This is a genomic window from Paenibacillus sp. IITD108 (genome assembly GCF_036541265.1).
Classification (GTDB): Bacteria; Bacillota; Bacilli; order Paenibacillales; family Paenibacillaceae; genus Pristimantibacillus.
In genome coordinates this window covers 321012-338252 of record NZ_JAZHCT010000001.1, presented here as the reverse complement: position 1 = coordinate 338252, position 17241 = coordinate 321012, and the positions used below count along the sequence as shown (strand labels likewise).

At 46.2% G+C, this 17241-nt stretch carries 18 protein-coding genes; 11 read left to right on the top strand and 7 right to left on the bottom strand.

Going from position 1 to position 17241, the window contains the following annotated elements:
- Positions 1-64: 64 nt before the first annotated feature.
- Both V1L65_RS01455 and V1L65_RS01450 read left to right on the top strand, forming a co-directional pair.
- Positions 65-880: an AraC family transcriptional regulator gene (locus tag V1L65_RS01455; protein WP_331697266.1), complete on the top strand. Its 816-nt coding sequence runs from the start codon at positions 65-67 to the stop codon at positions 878-880.
- 154 nt (positions 881-1034) lie between these two features.
- Positions 1035-1988, top strand: a complete 954-nt coding sequence (locus V1L65_RS01450; RefSeq protein ID WP_331697265.1) for a 3'-5' exoribonuclease YhaM family protein — start codon at positions 1035-1037, stop codon at positions 1986-1988.
- Between the two features lie 424 nt (positions 1989-2412).
- Here the strand turns inward: V1L65_RS01450 and V1L65_RS01445 are convergent, their stop codons facing one another.
- The gene (locus V1L65_RS01445; RefSeq protein ID WP_331697264.1) at positions 2413-3672 is read right to left on the bottom strand and encodes a GNAT family N-acetyltransferase; all 1260 of its coding nucleotides are present in this window, start codon (positions 3670-3672) and stop codon (positions 2413-2415) included.
- Positions 3673-3787: 115 nt separating this feature from the next.
- Between V1L65_RS01445 and V1L65_RS01440 the strand changes: the two genes are divergently transcribed.
- The 3 genes from V1L65_RS01440 to V1L65_RS01430 all read left to right on the top strand — a co-directional run bounded on the left by V1L65_RS01440 (position 3788) and on the right by V1L65_RS01430 (position 7916).
- Positions 3788-4801 (top strand): LacI family DNA-binding transcriptional regulator, encoded by a 1014-nt coding sequence (locus tag V1L65_RS01440; protein WP_331697263.1) that lies wholly within the window; start codon positions 3788-3790, stop codon positions 4799-4801.
- An 84-nt stretch (positions 4802-4885) separates the two neighbouring features.
- Entirely contained in the window at positions 4886-6253 is a 1368-nt protein-coding gene (locus tag V1L65_RS01435) for an FAD-dependent oxidoreductase (protein WP_331697262.1), read from the top strand.
- A gap of 19 nt (positions 6254-6272) precedes the next feature.
- Entirely contained in the window at positions 6273-7916 is a 1644-nt protein-coding gene (locus V1L65_RS01430; RefSeq protein ID WP_331697261.1) for a hypothetical protein, read from the top strand.
- A gap of 96 nt (positions 7917-8012) precedes the next feature.
- Here the strand turns inward: V1L65_RS01430 and V1L65_RS01425 are convergent, their stop codons facing one another.
- Positions 8013-8225, bottom strand: a complete 213-nt coding sequence (locus V1L65_RS01425) for a hypothetical protein (protein WP_331697260.1) — start codon at positions 8223-8225, stop codon at positions 8013-8015.
- Between the two features lie 152 nt (positions 8226-8377).
- Here V1L65_RS01425 and yunB point away from each other — a divergent pair, with 152 nt between their 5' ends.
- Positions 8378-9424 (top strand): sporulation protein YunB, encoded by a 1047-nt coding sequence (gene yunB / locus V1L65_RS01420; RefSeq protein WP_331697259.1) that lies wholly within the window; start codon positions 8378-8380, stop codon positions 9422-9424.
- A 21-nt stretch (positions 9425-9445) separates the two neighbouring features.
- Here the strand turns inward: yunB and V1L65_RS01415 are convergent, their stop codons facing one another.
- Positions 9446-10426, bottom strand: a complete 981-nt coding sequence (locus V1L65_RS01415; RefSeq protein ID WP_442955659.1) for a M23 family metallopeptidase — start codon at positions 10424-10426, stop codon at positions 9446-9448.
- Positions 10427-10676: 250 nt separating this feature from the next.
- Here V1L65_RS01415 and lipA point away from each other — a divergent pair, with 250 nt between their 5' ends.
- The gene (gene lipA / locus V1L65_RS01410; protein ID WP_331697257.1) at positions 10677-11594 is read left to right on the top strand and encodes a lipoyl synthase; all 918 of its coding nucleotides are present in this window, start codon (positions 10677-10679) and stop codon (positions 11592-11594) included.
- A gap of 44 nt (positions 11595-11638) precedes the next feature.
- Complete coding sequence (locus V1L65_RS01405; protein WP_331697256.1) at positions 11639-12268, top strand: YutD family protein; 630 nt, start codon at positions 11639-11641, stop codon at positions 12266-12268.
- A gap of 107 nt (positions 12269-12375) precedes the next feature.
- Here the strand turns inward: V1L65_RS01405 and V1L65_RS01400 are convergent, their stop codons facing one another.
- Both V1L65_RS01400 and ylbJ read right to left on the bottom strand, forming a co-directional pair.
- Positions 12376-13173 carry an NAD kinase gene (locus tag V1L65_RS01400; protein ID WP_331697255.1) on the bottom strand — a complete coding sequence of 266 codons (798 nt, stop codon included), beginning with the start codon at positions 13171-13173 and terminating at the stop codon, positions 12376-12378.
- A 125-nt stretch (positions 13174-13298) separates the two neighbouring features.
- Positions 13299-14381, bottom strand: coding sequence for a sporulation integral membrane protein YlbJ (ylbJ, locus tag V1L65_RS01395; protein ID WP_331697254.1), 1083 nt, complete (start codon positions 14379-14381; stop codon positions 13299-13301).
- Between the two features lie 150 nt (positions 14382-14531).
- Here ylbJ and V1L65_RS01390 point away from each other — a divergent pair, with 150 nt between their 5' ends.
- Both V1L65_RS01390 and V1L65_RS01385 read left to right on the top strand, forming a co-directional pair.
- Positions 14532-14924 (top strand): globin domain-containing protein, encoded by a 393-nt coding sequence (locus V1L65_RS01390; protein ID WP_331697253.1) that lies wholly within the window; start codon positions 14532-14534, stop codon positions 14922-14924.
- 3 nt (positions 14925-14927) lie between these two features.
- Positions 14928-15635: a DUF2225 domain-containing protein gene (locus tag V1L65_RS01385; protein WP_331697252.1), complete on the top strand. Its 708-nt coding sequence runs from the start codon at positions 14928-14930 to the stop codon at positions 15633-15635.
- 75 nt (positions 15636-15710) lie between these two features.
- Here the strand turns inward: V1L65_RS01385 and V1L65_RS01380 are convergent, their stop codons facing one another.
- Together V1L65_RS01380 and V1L65_RS01375 are read right to left on the bottom strand one after the other, a co-directional pair.
- A complete protein-coding gene (locus tag V1L65_RS01380) occupies positions 15711-15941 on the bottom strand; it encodes a hypothetical protein (protein WP_331697251.1) in 231 nt (76 codons plus the stop codon).
- On the bottom strand, positions 15938-16105 hold the full coding sequence (locus V1L65_RS01375) for a YycC family protein (RefSeq protein ID WP_331697250.1): 168 nt from the start codon (positions 16103-16105) through the stop codon (positions 15938-15940). The genes V1L65_RS01380 and V1L65_RS01375 overlap by 4 nt, the downstream gene beginning before the upstream one ends.
- A gap of 346 nt (positions 16106-16451) precedes the next feature.
- Between V1L65_RS01375 and V1L65_RS01370 the strand changes: the two genes are divergently transcribed.
- Positions 16452-17132 (top strand): N-acetylmuramoyl-L-alanine amidase family protein, encoded by a 681-nt coding sequence (locus V1L65_RS01370; protein ID WP_331697249.1) that lies wholly within the window; start codon positions 16452-16454, stop codon positions 17130-17132.
- Positions 17133-17241: the final 109 nt, after the last annotated feature.

Sequence of the window (17241 nt, the reverse complement as noted above, 5' to 3'; positions counted from 1 at the left end):
TAAACCTTAAGGAAATAAAGGATATTGCTTATTTCTATCAAAATTTGAAACAAGGTGGCTGGTGATGGGGAGTAAACTGATATTCGCGAGGCTCACGGACGCGCTGCTTCTACCACTGTATGTAACGACCGTGGGATACTGGGAGCATCAGGAGGAAACAAGCCGTGAAGCCGGGTTTCCTGATTTTCAAATTCATCAGGTGCTTAGCGGCAAGGGAGAACTGATGTATAACAATTATGAAACAGTAGTAGGGCCAGGAGATGTTTTCTTTTTATTTCCCGATGTTCCGCATCGTTATGTGCCGGTCAGCAATCAATGGGAGGTTGCATGGGTTTCGTTTAATGGACGGGAAGCCAGTCAGCTTTTAGCATTTGCGAGAATTACAGGCTCCGGCGTCAGCCAACTGAAGGATGTCAATTTACTAGCCTCGATAGAAGCGATGCTTGCGCTTGATGATGAGGACAGCAGCACGGAGTTTGAACGCTCCAAGCTAATGTACAATTTGCTGCTCGATTTGAAGCGGCAATTAATTATGCCGGCCGGGGAAGCGCGGGATGAGGATAAGATTCGGCCCGCTTTGCTTTACATTCAAAATCATTTGCACAAGGCGCTGTCGCTGCAAGAAATTGCAGAAGCTGCAGCTTTATCGCCGCAATACATATGCCGCCAGTTTCAAAAGACGTTATCGATAAGGCCGATGGAATATATTAATCAGGAGCGCATTAATATGAGCAAAAAGCTGATGTTCAGCAAACGCAGCAAGAAGCTGTACGAAATCGCTCAGGAGGCCGGTTTTGATAATGCGAGTTATTTTAGCGTTGTCTTTAAGCGCTACACAGGCATGAGCCCGGAGCAATTCAAAAAGCTGCACGGTTTGTAAACGGGGTGAATAAGTAAATAATTCGCAGGCGGTATGTGAAAATAATACTTTTCTGCTTCGACACCAATATAGTTATCGTGTATAGTAATCGATATAAAGCAAGTTTAATATAATGGACATAAAGCGTTCGTGTTAATAGAAATGAGGGTCAGCTATGCAAATCAAGCAATTTATTGATGGTGAAGATTTTATCGGTTTTTATATTTTAAAAGAGGTGGACGTGAAGCAGACGAACGGCGCTGTTCCGAAGGATTATTTGGACATCGTGCTGGCAGACAGCAGCTCGCAAATTTCCGCAAAGCTATGGGATGCGAGCAAAACGGATATTGAAACCTTTTTGCCTATGACTGTCGTAAAGGTACAGGGAGCGGTTCATACATATCGCGATAAGCTGCAGGCTAAAATTGTCAGGATGCGCAAGGCGAATGCTGAGGATGGCGTAACGATTACGGACTTCATCCGTTCAGCGCCTGTTAGCTCGGAGCAATTATTGCCGATTATTATGAATACGATTGACAGCATTGCCCATCCTGAAATGAAGGCAATTACTGCCTATTGCTTTAATAAAGTTAAGGGTCAGATGCTGGCTTCGCCAGCTGCCAAGACGCATCATCATGCCTATTATGGCGGTCTAGCCTACCATATCGTCCGTATGCTTGAACTGGGGGAGTTTATCTGCAAGCAGCGGCCTTTTCTCAACAGCGATCTTGTGCGGGCAGGCATCATTCTCCACGATATTGCAAAGCCTGCGGAGATGGTATCGGAGTACGGCATCGTTACCGATTACAGCAATTCAGGCAAGCTGCTGGGGCATATTAGCATGGCTTCGAACTGGATTACAGAAGCCGCAATTAAGCTGGATTTGGACCTTGAGTCGAATGTTGTGATGGCTCTTCAGCACTTAGTACTATCCCATCATAATTTAGGAGAGTGGGGCAGTCCGGTACAGCCCCAATTGCCGGAGGCGGTTGCGCTGCACTTTATCGATGCTATTGATGCTAAGCTGCAGATGGTGGAGGATACGCTGCAAATAACGCCAGAGACGGAAGAATGGACCCCTTTTATTCGCGGCCTTGAAAATAAAGCGATTTTACGTTTACCGCTATAATTTTATCGATCATAATAAAAAGCCTGCAGCTCCGGCATTGAAAAATTTCAATCGGCCAGCCATTGCAGGCTTTTTTATTATTTTAAGGCAGCACTGAAGATTGCCATAAGGCAGCTGATATTGACCAATAAATCGCGGAAAAAGTCCCTATCTAGCGCGAATAGTGGCATCAGCTTTCCGATCTGGTCAGTCGTTCCGTTATTGCGCCCAAAATCGCATTTTCGAGGTGGTAAAGTGACAGACGTTCCGTTATTGACCAATAAATCACGGAAAAGCCCAATCTAGAGCCGAATAGCGGAATGTGTGTCCGGGAAATTAAAAAAAGGCGGTTTTAAAGCAAATAACGGAACGTGTGACCAAGCCGATTCTTTTTGAGCAACTACAGAAAGTGTATTTCTTCAATTTGTAATTAGTGTTTTTTCCCCTAGAAGCGGTCTAAATTATAGTAAGTGGACGCTTGATGAGGGAACAGTATTTGCAATATTTCCCGAGCTTCAGCGGACAATGCATCGGCCATTTGCTTGCTGAGCGGATCTTTACCGCTGCTTTGCTCTTCAATCATGAAGTCGATGCCCAATAGCAAGGCGCCAACAAATAGCGATTGGCTAAGCTCGATTGTCAAATAAGTCCGTTCTATATCCTCTTCGGCCTCGATCGCCAGCTTATGATCAGCGTAATGGAAATAAGCCTTATGCTGCGCACAGACTAACTTAATGGAAAGCTCTTTATCTGCATAGCTGCTGCTGACAAGCCTTTGCTGCAATCGATCCTGCAGCTTGGCCAGCATAGGCAAAAAGCGAATGACCTTCCACATTACACTGCCGTACATCGTACACTGTCCGCCTGATTTCAAAATGAAGTCTGCAAACACATGATCATCGGGCAGGTAGGCAAAAAGCTCTTTTAAGCCGTTGCGTGTTTGAAGCAGCTGCTGCAGCAGCGGAAGCACGGCTGCCTCATGGCCATCCAAATAGCAAAGCTCATCAAGGAAGCAATAGCTGTCATTAACGAGTGCCGAGATGACGCCGTAAGCGACTGGCTTGCCATCATGTAAAGCAATGAGCTTGTCGTTTGCTTGCCATCTAGGCCATTTCTGCAAATCGTTCCAGTAAGCTTCAGATCGGATTGCCGTATTCGTACGATTATGGTTATATCGCTCGTAGATCGACGCAATATCATTTGTATAGGAGCTGTCAAAAGGAATAATGGTATAAGAGCCTGAAGGATTGGATGATGCCAAGGCTGACAACTGTTCAGCATTCAGCTGGTACTGCGGCTGCGGAACAACATTCCAACCGAATTTTTCATAAAATGGCGTAATGCCTGTGTACAGCAGTGAAAGATCATATTGCTCTTCTTCCATCCAGTCCGTCAGGCCGCGCAATATGCTTTGACTATGGCCTTGTCCTCGGAAAGCTTCATCGGTAGCAACGCTGCCGAGGCCGCCTACTTTTACAGCTTGATCCCCGATCCGGCAATGAACAGGGAACACTTGAATCGTAGAAGTGACGCTGTCGCCTTTTTTAACAATCCAGGTCGTAGAAGCATCATAAGCAGAATCATTGGACATGCGCGTGTGGAAAAATTGTCTGCCGACAGCAAACGCTTTATCGAGTATTTGCATGACCTGCTCATATTCGTCTTCATTATGTATAGAGCGCACTTCTATTTGATCAGCCTTCATTGGTTTCCAATCCTCCTAAAATGTTGCTGTATCTAGTTAATTGACAGTCTATCTATCTTATCTCATAATAAACTATAGCACGAATTTGAGCGCTCTCACAATAGGCGGTAAAAAGATGAAGCATACACTAGAAACCATTGCAAAGCTTGCCGGCGTGTCGCGCGGAACAGTATCCCGAGTGGTCAATCAGTCGCCAGGGGTAAAGCCGCAGGTCCGCCAGAGGGTACAGCAAATTATTGATGAAAACGGGTATGTTCCGCATCCGCAGGCGCGCAGCCTGGCAGGCGGAACAACGGGCAATATCGGCGTCATTGCATTCAGTGACAATCCGGACTATTTGACCCACCATATTTTTTATGAAGTGCTTCAAGCGATTCAAGCGGATTCGGCAGCGAACGATTATGACTTGTTGTTATTCGCCAATCGCAGCTCATCTGACGAGCAATATTGGAAGCGTGTAGCTACCCGACGCAAGGTGGACGGGCTCGTTATTATGGGAGAGCATATTCTAGAGGAGCATTTGCTTTTCTACAGGCAGCAGCAAATTCCGTTTGTGCTTATCGGCAAGCGTGATTTTGTCAAGCTCCCTCTTGCTTGTGTAACCTCCAATTATTATAGCGGGGCATACTCGGCTACGAAGCATCTGATCGAGAAGGGCAAGCGCAATCTCGTATATATTCATGGTTTGGCGAATATGTATCATGAAAATGCACGCTATATGGGATATCGCCAAGCGCTCGCCGAGGCGGGGCTTGAGGTCCGTCCCGAGCTGGTTATTGAAGGCCATGCCAGGCAGAAGGATGCGGCTTTGCAGATGCATAAGCTGATCGAAGAAGGCCTTCCATTCGACGGTGTATTTGCGGCCAATGACCTGATGGCGTTTGGCGCTATGGAGGTATTGCAGCAGCGGGGAATAAACATTCCGCAGCAGGTAGCTGTAGTTGGTTTTGATGATGTGCAAGCCGCAGCTTACTATTCTCCTGCACTAACAACGGTCAGACAGGATAAACGCAAGCTCGGCGAAGAGGCAATGCGCATGCTGCTCGATATGCTAAAAGGAAATATGGCTGCGGATGAAGCGCGGACGGTAATGATCGATTGCGATCTGATTGTCCGTGAAACGACATAATTGTGCAAGCAGATAGCTTAACGGGCTATCTGCCATTTTACCAGCATTTTGGGAGCGCTCCAAAAAAGAAGGGATGATGTTGACATGACTGAAAAAAATGTGAGCACACAGTTCTTTACCGAAAAAATATATGATGTCGCTGTATTGGGCGGCGGGCCGGCTGGAATAGCGGCTGCGATCAGCTCTGCGCGGAGCGGAGCCAAAACGATACTGGTTGAGCGTTACGGATTTCTCGGCGGGATGTCTACAGCAGCGATGGTTTACCCGTGGATGACCTTTCATTCTGCGGCTGGCGAACATGTCATTAAAGGGATAGCGCAGGAAATTGTAGACCGCCTGATGGCGCTTGGCGCTTCACCGGGCCATTTGCGCGATACGGTAGGTTTTACGCATACGCTCACGCCGTACCATCCAGAAGTGTATAAGGTTTTAGTATTCGACATGCTGCAAGAAGCGGGAGTAGAGCTGCTGCTGCATACGTCAATCATTGACGTTAAGTCGGAAAATAATAGAATAGACTACGTACAGGTTTATAATAAAAGCGGCATTTCACAATTGCGGGCAAAGGCTTATGTGGATGCAACCGGCGATGGCGACGCTGCTTATATGGCAGGCGCTCCTTGGGAGCAGGGCAATGATGCGCATAAGGTGCAGCCTATGACGATGAAATTCCGCATGAAGGGTGTAGATTTGCAGAAGGTCAAGCAGTACATGCAGGATAATCCTTCGCAATTTTACAACAAGTCGTTAATTGCAGAGCTTGATCATTTGCCGTTAACAGGCGTTATGGGCTTTTATGACAAATGGCAGGCAGCAGATTTGCCTATCCAGCGTGACGGCGTTTTGTTCTTTAGCGGCCCTAATGAGGATGAAGTGCTTGTTAACGTCTCACGTATTTCGGGGCTTGACCCAACAAGCAGCGAAGACTTGACGAAGGCGGAGATTGAAGGAAGAAAGCAGGTGCTGCAGCTTGAAAGCTTCTTCCAGGAGCATATCCCTGGCTTTGAAAAGGCAGTCGTAACAGCGGTAGGCTCACAAATCGGCGTAAGAGAAACAAGACGCATTATCGGCCACTATGTGCTTAATGGGCTGGATGTGCTGGATGCTCGCAGATTTGACGATGTGATTGCACGCAGCGGCTATCCTATCGATATCCATAATCCGGAAGGCAAGGGCGTAACCGCAAACTTCATTCGAGAAGGCGGCGCATACGATATTCCATATCGAAGCATCGTACCGCTTGAAATTGATAATTTGCTGCTGGCAGGCAGATGTATATCGACAACGCATGAAGCGCAGGCAACAACTCGACTGACGCCAAGCTGCATGGCAATTGGGCAGGCAGCAGGAGCTGCTGCGGCGCTTGCTGTAAAGCATCAATGCCGGGCAATCGACGTGCCTGTAGCTGAGCTGCAGCAAAAGCTGCTGGAAGGCAATGCCGTTCTAAAGTAAATATGCGGAGGGAGTAAAAATGGCTGCAGATTACAGTAATAGCAATGTAAACAATGAGACGGTGCTTGCATTTGCCCAGCAAGAGTGGGAGCGGTTGCGAAAGCTCAACAGCAGAGCAGTTGGCAAGGCTGTTTGGTTATGTACCTGGGAGCAGCTTCGCCATGCCGAAGCCGATTTGCTGGATCAGGCAAACAAGCAATTCAAAGCTATTTATAGCGATTCATTTTTTATCATAGAGAAGGAAGAACAGATTATTATTGCTGGGAACGGTGATCGGGCAGTCCTGTTCGGCGTCTATCAATACGCCCAGGATGTATGGGGGCTGCATGCTGTTTATCCTTTGCTTGGGGACGAATCTTTGAACGAATTTAGCAATCCAGAGGACGCTAGCACTAGAGCCTACACAGTGAATGAGATCCATATTTTTTCTCCGGCAATGGAACGCAGAGGCTTTGTATTTGAGACGATCAATGATCCGCCGTATTTGAAAGCAATGATACAATGGTTCGGCCAAAATAAAATTAATGAAATGTTTTTCACATTTTCACTGTGGGACCAGGTTAAGGAGCATATAGCGCCTGAAATTAGAAAGCGCGGCATTCAAGTTACGCTCGGCGGACACAGCATGAAGTTTTTGCAAAAGCTGAATACGGAAGAAGCCGATCATCCGCAGGAGACAGCGAATCATCCATATACAGCAAAGGAGCAGTTTGATTTTGAGAACAAAGACTGGCAGCTTCCACTCATTCATAAAATTATCTCATACTGCCGGACTGTTCCTAATCTGACAACAATTTCACTTTGGCCTGAGGATATTGCAGCCAAACAATCTAGCGATTTCGTCAGGCCATATATCGAGTTCACGGAGCTTTTGAAAGATGAGCTGGCAAGAGCAGGCTTAAGCCTTTCAGTAGAGCATATCGCCTATAATGCAGGGCTTGCCTGGCATATGCTGGAGCTTTCAGGGGATAACTCCGCTTCGATTGATACTTTGTATGCCTATTGGGGCAGGGATTACCGCTTCGGTTATGTGGATAGCCCGAAGGTAGAGGATAAACGGGCAGAAGCGGCACTTAAGCAGTGGGCAGCTGCTGTAAGCAACAAGGAGCGTAAGCTTACGATTTTTGAATATTACAGCGATCATTATATGCTTACGAATCTTTTTCCGAATTTGTCCCGCCGTATTATAGAGGATGTCACTTACTATTCGCAGTATGAGCTGCACGGCATGACGAATCTGGTAGTGCCTTATCGAGGAGAAGATGATTATTCATGGAAAAGAGCAAGCGGGCTGAACAGCTATGTATTTGCTCAAGCGTTTTGGATTCGTGATTATGAGCAAATAATGGATAACTACTATAGCTATTATCCGAAGCACGAGCGTGCATCAGCAAGACGCCTGATGGAGGCCATTGAAGAAGAGCTGGCAGCTGTAACCAGCTGGAATGTCGTTTTATTTCCTGCAAGAGCGACAGATCCGTTGCAGATTAGGAACGGCAAACAGCATAAAGAGGCAGTAATAGCTATGCTGCAGCAAATAGAGGAGAAATTAGAGGCAGCTGTTCAAGATTCAACGCTAGTCCAGGAGCATGCTGTTGCACGATTGGCTAATTATGTAATCAGTTATGCCCGTAGAATTAAAGAGCAATGGATTAGTTTGTAACGCTAAAGAGCCGTTCTCATGGACGGCTTTTTTGTAATTATAAGAGTTTATAAGTTTTCACAATAAACTTGTTCTTATCGGAATTCCATTATCCAGCTAGCGCCTTAATACAAAAAATTCACATTCATTGCGATTGTGATAAGTTACATCGCTGTAATCCGATTGTGTGACGACCAGCTGCTCGTCAAAGCGGATGATAAGCGTTTTATTATCTATGATATGATCATTTTGAAAAACACGTATGCTTTGCTGCCTTTGCACAGCTTCCTCAAAATCGCGATCCGTTACAATTCGGCGGTTAATAGACATTATTCAGCTCTCCTTGCTTATTAGTTGCTTTGTTTATTATAGCTTATCTGGCAGAAGAAAACTTGGCCCATGCGGCTCGTTTTCTTCTTTTTTTTGCGGCGGCGGCATAGCATGTATATAGAAGAGGACAGGATAGGAGCGAGGTGAAAGGAATGGCCAAATGGGGGAGAAGAGGATGGCGCTTCCCTCTTCAATGGGGCAGGCAGCGATCAGTCTGGAAAAGCCAGTCATTTAAAAAAATAAAGACGATGAAATGGGGCTCTCCGGCAGCTTCTTCTAATAGCGGACCACGCCGGCACGCTGCTAAGCCAAAATGGGGAAGCAGGGCGCCAATCTTTTCATTTGCCATGATTAGAAGGGGCAGAAAAAAAGCAGCAGTAAGCTGGAGCAAGCAAGCGACCGGACAACAGCGTCCCAAGGGCAGGTTGAAAAAACGCCGTGTACTGCTGTTTCTTCTTGCATTTATGTTGTTATTCTCAATCCCGTCATTTATTTTTATAGAACGAAATTTACGGCCGCCGCTTATGGTTATTGCAAAAGTGAGAGTGAAGCAAATCGCGACTCAAGCGATAAACAAAGCGATTACCGATCAGGTTGCCCGAAGCTCGAACTCGGAGAAGCTGATTGATTGGAAAATGAATGACAAGGGAAAAATATCGGGTTTTATGCTCAATTATGGTGAACATATGCGGATCACTTCAGCTACCATTGATACTGTGCAAACGACCTTAAAGGATATTCAAAATATTCCCGAGCATATTCCGATCGGCCATGCCCTTAACAGTGCCATCATATCATCGTTCGGGCCGAGGGTGCCCGTACGCTTTGAGCCTGTAGGAGCAGTCAAGGTAGAGCTTAACACACGCCAAAAAAATGCCGGCATTAATATGATTCTTGTAGAAGTCTATATTAAAGTAATTGCTGAGGTTACGATTATTATTCCGTTTGATACGGAGCCCGAGCTTGTCGAGACAGATATTCCGATCTCTTATTTGCTCGTTGTAGGAGACGTGCCGATGTATTACTACGATAATACGGGCAAGCCGATTGGAGAGTCTGCCCCGCAAGCGCCGAGCATATCTGTTCCATTAGCTCCCGGAGCAGGCATATCGGCGCAAACAGAGGAGGAGGAAGCAGCGGCGCCAGTTTTGACTGAGCCAATCGAAGGCAATACTGCCCCGCAAGGCTCAGTCAAGTAGCGGATAGAGCAGGCTGCTCTGTTATTTCTTAAAATCAGCCTGCTCCCAGCGACGCAGCAGCGGATAGGGATCGAACGACCATTCGACCGAGCCGCGGTCGCTGTAAATGCCATAATGAAGATGCGGCGGGAACTTGCCTTGAGTTCCCTTTTTGCCGTAGCCGGAGCTGCCTACCCAGCCAATAACCTGGCCCGGCTCGACAATATCACCTTCACGCAGCTTTTTGTCAAAGCCGCTCAAGTGGGCGAAATAGTGATAATGGTTGTTCAAATCGCGAATGCCGATTCTCCAGCCGCCGAATTTGTTCCAGCCCTTTATTTCAATAATGCCGTAGTTGGTGCTTCTGACGGGCGTGCCATGCGGAGCGAAAATGTCTGTGCCCTCATGTATGCGGCGTCCGCCCCAGCTGCGCTTGAAACCCCAGGTGTCTCTATAGGAATAAACCGCTTTTACAGGCAGCGGAAAAGCATGCTTATGCAGGTCAAGCTTGCCATAATGTTTGTAAATAGCAGCAAACTGCTGAATACGCTGTACGGAGCGGCTGTTGCGATAGTAATTCCATATGCCATTGGAAAGATCCTCTTCATTACTTCCGTATACAGATACAGCCTGTGACAGGGAATAGAGCAGATCCGTATCGCTGTTTCTTTCTGCAAGGCCATTGCCGTCCCCATCCTGTCCTACCCCTCTAAACCATTTGATAGATAAGGGCACCTGGTCGCTCGGATCAGGATTCAGCCAGCCGCTCCATTTTTGCTCGTCAATATAAATACCGGTCAATGAGCCTAAGGCAGGTCTTGCCTTCGGCAAAGCTTTGGTTAAGGTTCTTTCATATTGATCGATAGCTGCAAGCCAATACCATGGAATAAGTGTAACAGCACTCAGCTGTTCATAGAGCAGCATTCGCTGGTTGTACAGCTCGTGTTGCGGCACAGCTTCGGAGCTGGCAGCGGTCGATTCGATCGGCATTGCAGCTGCATGATCAGCTGCAGCAGTTATCATTAAAGCAATTGCAATAATAAAAGTTTTATATGCGAATGTGAACAATCCTCACTCATCCTTTCCTTATCCTTGTGTGTATAGGTTTCCACATGAACATTTTTCTACTCTTAAATCGGCACAATAAATTATAAAATATCGTTTGTGCTATTTATTTCTGAAACATGTTATAATATACGAGGTTATTATTTTTTAATCTGACGAGAAGGATGCAGATGGATTCTCATTTGAATGTGAAAGCAGGTCATGTCCAATGAAAAAACGAGAAAAATTGCAAAAGCCTGATTGGCTTCGTATAAAGCTGACTACCGATGGTCACTATGCTGAAATAAAAGATATGATGCGTTCCAAAACCTTACATACGGTTTGTGAGGAAGCGCGTTGTCCGAATATATATGAATGCTGGGCGAATCGTACAGCAACCTTTATGATTCTTGGCGATATTTGTACAAGAGCATGCCGTTTCTGCGCTGTTAATACTGGAATGCCGACTGAGCTCGATTTGCAGGAGCCGGAGCGCGTTGCAGAAGCTGCCGAGCAGATGGGCTTGCAGCACTGCGTAGTTACTTCCGTTGCGCGGGATGACTTGGCAGATGGAGGAGCTTCTATTTTTGCTGCGACGATAAGAGCGATTCGCAAGCGTATGCCGTTTTGCCGTGTAGAAGTGCTGATTCCTGATTTTCAAGGCAATTGGGATGCTCTTCAAATCGTAATGGATGCCAACCCGGATATTTTGAATCATAATATCGAGACGGTAGAGAGATTATCTGACCGTGTTCGTGCGAAAGCTAAGTATGAGCGTTCGCTTGAGCTGTTGAAGCGCGCCAAAGAAATGAAGCCAAGAATTCCAACCAAATCAAGCATTATGCTAGGTGTGGGCGAGGAATGGGATGAGATTTTGCAAGCGATGGATGATTTGCGTGCGGTTGATTGCAACATTTTAACGTTGGGACAATATTTGCAGCCTACTCCGAAGCATTTGGCCGTAGAGCGCTATGTACATCCGGATGAATTTGCAAAGCTGAAGGAAGAAGGGCTGAAGCGCGGCTTCCGTCACGTTGAGTCAGGTCCGCTTGTGCGCAGCTCCTATCATGCTCATGAGCAGACTGATTCTGCACATGCAGCTATTGCAGCTGAGGAGAACGAAGCATTAATGGCAGCAAAGCAATAAGGTTTCTCCATTATAGCTATCCTTAAAGTGGATAGCTTCATTCGATGAAGCTGATGCGAGGTGAAGAGATGGCGTTGATTCATATCGGTAATAAATCCTTTGAGCTTTTACATGAGAATAGAAACGGCTGGAATTTGGAGGCATTTCGCGATCGTTACAGCGAGGTGCTTGACCGTTACGATTACATTATCGGAGATTGGGGCTATAACCAGCTTCGGTTAAAGGGCTTTTTTCGAGACAGTACCCAAAAAGCTACAAAGGATAATGTCTATTCGAGCATTTCGGATTATATTAATGAATACTGCAACTTTGGCTGTGCTTATTTTATTTTAGAGAAAAAGCATAGCAGCAAACAGGATGCAGACGTGCAAGAAGAGTTGGATGAGGAATATGCGGCTGTCGATTTATCGGACGAGCACGAAAGAGCCGCCAGCGGCAATCATGCAAGGGCGGAGCAGGCGGACAAACCGCAATCTGCGCCGGCTCAAGAAGACAAGCGCAAAAAAAATGACGGCGACAGCTCTTCGAACGTTTCCCGTTCGCGCAATCAGCATGCCAAGGGAGAGCCGTCCAAGCAAAAGCGGGAATTTTATTACCGCAAAGGGCAGCGCTTCAAAAAAGGATCAAAATCTGCAGCAGCCAGCGAAGCTGCCGCTGCAGTCGAACAGCCATAATGAAAGGACCGGCTCCATTGCCTCGCGCAATCGAACCGGTCCTTCTATTTTTAAAATATCGTTTAAGCGAAGGACTGCGAGTTCTTTATCCTTGTCCTTGGTAGCGGCTATCTGACATCATATCCAAGAAAGGCCTCGCGTACGCGATTCCAGAATGGAAACGGCCTGTATCTTGCAAAGCAAACCTTGCGGCCTGCAACGCTGCAGCGGATAGATTGAACGTCCTCATGTGTTATGCTAAGATGATCGATGCTCAGCTGAAGCCTTTGAGACTTCCTTGAAATAATATCACAATGATGATGGCGCGGAAGCAGAACGGATGATCCTAGTGTACGGAATACACGGTTATTAATAGATGCGATCTCAGCAATTTGCAAAGCTTCAAAGGACGGATGCACGATAGCTCCGCCTACACTTTTATTATATGCGGTACTGCCTGACGGAGTGGAAATGACAATGCCGTCACCTCTGAACATTTCAAACAGCTCATCATTAATGTTGATTTGTGCAACTAATGTCTGATCGACACCTTTTAGCGTAAATTCATTCAACGCCAAATAGGTGAGCGTCTGCTCATGCAGCTGAACCTCGATTTGCAGCAGCGGATAGCGTACAATACTAGGCGTATTGCTTGCCATAAAGCGCACAAGCTCCTCAAGCTCCTCTGAATTCCAATCTGCATAGAAGCCAAGATGACCCGTATGCACCCCGATAAAAGCAACCTGTTCAATGCGATCGACATAGGTATGAAAGGCTTGCAATAAAGTCCCGTCCCCGCCGATGGACAATACGATATCAGGCTCTTCATCATTCCTGACGAACTTGTGCTGCTCAGCAAGCTGATGAAATTGTTGGACGAGTGATTTTGACAACGGATCGCCTCGATCAATAACTGCGTATTTCAATGATAATCCCCTTCCAAACGTATCTTTCTTATAACTGTAACGAATATCTATGCAGCGATATAAAGCGGCAAGCAGATTCATCGTGCTATGTAAATGATAATGGAATTGCACTTTAAATACAATGCTTATACGCCAAGCCAGCCCCAAAGCATGTAAACAAGTATAAAAGCGATAAAGGAATGAAGCAGTCTTGCAAGCAATAAAGGTCTGTAACGCAAATCTGTCTTGCTAAGCAAGCTTGCAATTTGCGCATGGACAGATAATCCGCCCCAGGATAGCACCCAGGCTGCAATCGCGACCTGATGCATCAGTACGCTGCTTGCCGTTCCTGCACTGCGCGCGCCTAATGTAACCTCGAATAATCCGAATATAATTGCATCTGCAAGCGGCGCAGGCATGCCGCACAGCTCAAAAATAAACCGAAGGCAGGCTGAAATTCCTTCTAAAAAACCTGTATGAATAAGCATCTCTAGTATGACTGAAAAGAACACGACTAGGCCGCCAACGACGATCATAAGCTTTAACGCGGTTTGAATCGCATCCTGAATAAGCCGGCTAAGGGTGCGTCCATCGAGCAGTCTCGCCTCATGCATCGCTCTTAGAGCCTGATTAAGCCTGCTGCGTTTTACGCTGCGGCTAACAGCTGTCTTTTGATGACCGCTTATAAAGATATCCTGCACCTGATCTTCTTTTCTGCCGTAGAATCGCATAATCAGGCCAATCAGTAAGCCGCCGCCGTAATGGGCAGCTGCAAGCACCGGCGCAACCGCAACATTTTGAAAAAAACCGACTGAAACTGCTCCAATGAGAAAGATCGGATCGGAAGAAGTAGTGAAGGCGACAAGCCGCTCTCCTTCCACACGGCTTATTAAATTTTGCTCGCGCAGCTGCGATGTGAGCTTGGCGCCGACGGGATATCCGGAAATATTGCCCATCGCAAAGACGAAGCCTCCTATGCCAGGCACGCGAAATAATGGTTTCATAAAAGGATCAAGCAGCTTGCCAAAAAAATGAACGATGCCTATTCCGAGCATCACTTCAGAAATGACAAAGAAAGGGAATAAGGAAGGAAATAATACATGCCACCAAATGGATAAGCCGCGCAGTGAGGACTGCAGAGCCTCATTAGGGAATACAGTCATAAGCAAGGTTAAAAATAATGCGCCGGCAGCTGTAAGGGACAGGGGATGAACAAGGGTTCGGAGCAATTTGAGCCCTCCTAAACATATAGTTGTACAACCTATACTTCTACCTATATGTTTAAAAAAGCCAATCCATACTACAGTCACATGAAGGTCACAGAACAATTAGACGTTCTATGCTATAATATTTGTAATATTTTAATGGAGTTGAATAGGATGATAAATAAAAAAGAGACCATTTATGAAGCTCTTGGCGGTGCGGATAAGTTACGCGAAATCGTAGAAGCCTTTTATCCGAAGGTACAAGCCCATCCGCTGCTCGGCCCATTGTTTCCAGAAAATATTTTGCCTGTTATGGAAAAGCAGCATATGTTTTTGACGCAGTTTTTTGGCGGGCCATCTCTATATTCTGATGCTGTTGGGCATCCCATGATGAGAGCGAGGCATTTGCCGTTCCCTGTAACGCCTCAGCGGGCGGAGGCTTGGTTATTTTGCATGAGTGAAGCGCTGCGTGAAACAGGAATTAGTCCTGAGCTGAGCGAAATTATATTAAACCGCTTGGCGGGGCCAGCTTTTCATTTTGTAAATACAACTGAGGAGGAGACATAAAAAATGGAGCCGCTGTACGAGTCCACAATTACGTGCATTTGCTGCGAAATGGATTTTACCACTTCTAGAGTTAGGCCAAGCTTTAAAAAAGCAATAAGCATGGACTCCGATTTTTGCGGTCATTATCGCGACGAAATTAATCCGGATTACTATGTTGTTCGGGTATGCCCGCAATGCGGGTTCGCTTCCACCGAGAATGGCTTTGAGCAATTGAGCGATCAGCAGAAACGGCAATATTTTGAGCAGGTGGGCAGCAGCTGGAAGATGCAGAGCTACGGCGGCAAACGTACGCTGCAGGATGCGCTTGTCTGCTACAAGCTGGCGTTGATTTCAGCGCAGGCGACCAAGGCGCCCGACCGCAACATCGCTGCCATTTTACATCATATTGCCTGGCTTTATCGGTACCAGCAGGATACCGAGCAGGAAAAGCGCTTCTTGGGCTTTGCCTTGCAATCTTATATTAAAGTGTTCGAGCTGGAGGCAGCCTCGCTAAGCAATGCAAAGCTGATGTTTATTATTGGAGATTTGAACCGCAGAATCGGAAATGACAACGAAGCTGTAAGATGGTTTTCACGTATTGTTAATGACAAAAAAATTATGGATGCAGCAATGATTCAAGCCGCGCGCGCCCAGTGGCAGCAGCTTAGGCTTGATTATGAGGAAAGACGTTTGCAAGGAATGGCTGATAGAGGTTTAGAGGAAGCAGATTAGTCAATAATAGAAAAAGGCTTGAACATATGAAATAAAAATAGCTGAATACATAGCTTCAATAGGATAACGAAGCTGCTATCGCAGCTTCGTATCCGTAAGCAAATAATCTCTGTCAGCGTCAAGAACCGTCACTTTGCTGTGGCAGCATGGAAAGACCAGCAGCTTTTTTTTACCTTCCTGAATGTCGCGGAGGGCTGCCGGCTTAAGCGGCAGCAGCACATTTTCGCTTTGGCAAAACGGGCAGGCGGCTGCGTAAATATCGCCCATAATCGTTTCATAGGGCCAAGCTTTTTCGAAAGGAATCATGATTTGCTCTCCTCGTCGGAGCTTTTTGCCTGCTGGCTAGCAAGCTCAGTAAGCTTCTGAACGAGAATATGCTTAGGCATATGCATGATATGCTCGATTGGCATACCTAGCTGTTTGGCGAGCATTTGCGCAGTTTCTGCGGATATTTGCAATGGTTTAGACATATCAACATACCTCCATTTTTAATACACGATAAACATATGAACATCAATAGAATGAATGTTTTGAGCATAACTCTCCTTAAAACAACAGTCAAGTCATCATAAGATAATAAATAATTGCTTGTTTTATGCATTTTTTAAATAAATTTGAGGCAATCTTTAGTTTATCTTTAACTCTCTCTAGTATTCTTGGCTGTAACACGGACAGGGCTTCAGCTAGATAGACCAAGAAGAAACGCTTTCGGCGTCCTTGGCGCAGGGCGTGCATTTTCTCGGTGAAATTGAAAAATAGAAGCAGCTGTACTGTCCTTGTAATGACCGATGGGTAGCGGAGAGGAGAGAGAGACTGGTGAGAAAAACCATTCTGTTGATGATTATTTTTGCAGTAGCAGCAATTCTTTATTCATGCGGCAGTCCCAAGGCAGCTGACCAGAAGAAAGGGGCAGCGCGTGAGGAGGGGCATAAAGGGCCCAAGATGTATACGGTAGTGATTGACCCTGGCCATGGAGGCAGGGATAAAGGGGCTACCGGCGCCAGCGGCGCCTATGAAAAAGATTTTACGCTGCAGCTATCCAAAAAGCTTATGAAGCTGCTTGAAAAGGAAGAGCTTATAGAAGCTTATATGACAAGAAGCGATGACAGCTTTATTTCGTCAGTCGATCGGGAGAGGGTTAAAATTGCCAGCGACAAGGGCGCTGATCTGCTTCTTTCTATCCATGGCAATACGTATACGGACGCTAAAGTATCAGGAACTGAAACCTATTATTTCACAGAGCAGTCCCGCACGTTAGCAGAGGTTATACATAAGCATGCAGTGAAGGCTACAGGATTTCGTGATCGTGGTGTAAAGGTAGAGGACTTCTTTATTATTAAAGATGCTCCGATGCCTTCGGTGCTGCTTGAGCTCGGCTATTTGACCAATCCGCAAAATGAGGCTCAGCTGCTGAAGGAAGAGGTCCAGAATGAAATAGCCAAAGCGATTGTGACCGGCCTGAAGGAGTATATGCAGGCAGCCCGATCAAACTCATAGTCGATTCATGCGATAAGCTGATAAAACGTGGTAGGTTATAGTAAACTTTGTATAATGTAGTATCGGGATCGTTCTGCAGTATTTGCTTTTAAAAGCATCGGGGCAGCGA

Coding starts and splice junctions, on each gene's coding strand:
- lipA (WP_331697257.1), top strand. CDS start 10,677: ATGAAAAAACGAGAAAAATTGCAAAAGCCTGATTGGCTTCGTATAAAG.
- V1L65_RS01385 (WP_331697252.1), top strand. CDS start 14,928: ATGGAGCCGCTGTACGAGTCCACAATTACGTGCATTTGCTGCGAAATG.
- V1L65_RS01440 (WP_331697263.1), top strand. CDS start 3,788: ATGAAGCATACACTAGAAACCATTGCAAAGCTTGCCGGCGTGTCGCGC.
- V1L65_RS01435 (WP_331697262.1), top strand. CDS start 4,886: ATGACTGAAAAAAATGTGAGCACACAGTTCTTTACCGAAAAAATATAT.
- V1L65_RS01425 (WP_331697260.1), bottom strand. CDS start 8,225: ATGTCTATTAACCGCCGAATTGTAACGGATCGCGATTTTGAGGAAGCT.
- V1L65_RS01405 (WP_331697256.1), top strand. CDS start 11,639: ATGAAGCTGATGCGAGGTGAAGAGATGGCGTTGATTCATATCGGTAAT.
- V1L65_RS01380 (WP_331697251.1), bottom strand. CDS start 15,941: ATGATTCCTTTCGAAAAAGCTTGGCCCTATGAAACGATTATGGGCGAT.
- V1L65_RS01415 (WP_442955659.1), bottom strand. CDS start 10,426: ATGATAACTGCTGCAGCTGATCATGCAGCTGCAATGCCGATCGAATCG.
- V1L65_RS01390 (WP_331697253.1), top strand. CDS start 14,532: ATGATAAATAAAAAAGAGACCATTTATGAAGCTCTTGGCGGTGCGGAT.
- V1L65_RS01450 (WP_331697265.1), top strand. CDS start 1,035: ATGCAAATCAAGCAATTTATTGATGGTGAAGATTTTATCGGTTTTTAT.
- V1L65_RS01445 (WP_331697264.1), bottom strand. CDS start 3,672: ATGAAGGCTGATCAAATAGAAGTGCGCTCTATACATAATGAAGACGAA.
- yunB (WP_331697259.1), top strand. CDS start 8,378: ATGGCCAAATGGGGGAGAAGAGGATGGCGCTTCCCTCTTCAATGGGGC.
- V1L65_RS01430 (WP_331697261.1), top strand. CDS start 6,273: ATGGCTGCAGATTACAGTAATAGCAATGTAAACAATGAGACGGTGCTT.
- V1L65_RS01455 (WP_331697266.1), top strand. CDS start 65: ATGGGGAGTAAACTGATATTCGCGAGGCTCACGGACGCGCTGCTTCTA.
- V1L65_RS01375 (WP_331697250.1), bottom strand. CDS start 16,105: ATGTCTAAACCATTGCAAATATCCGCAGAAACTGCGCAAATGCTCGCC.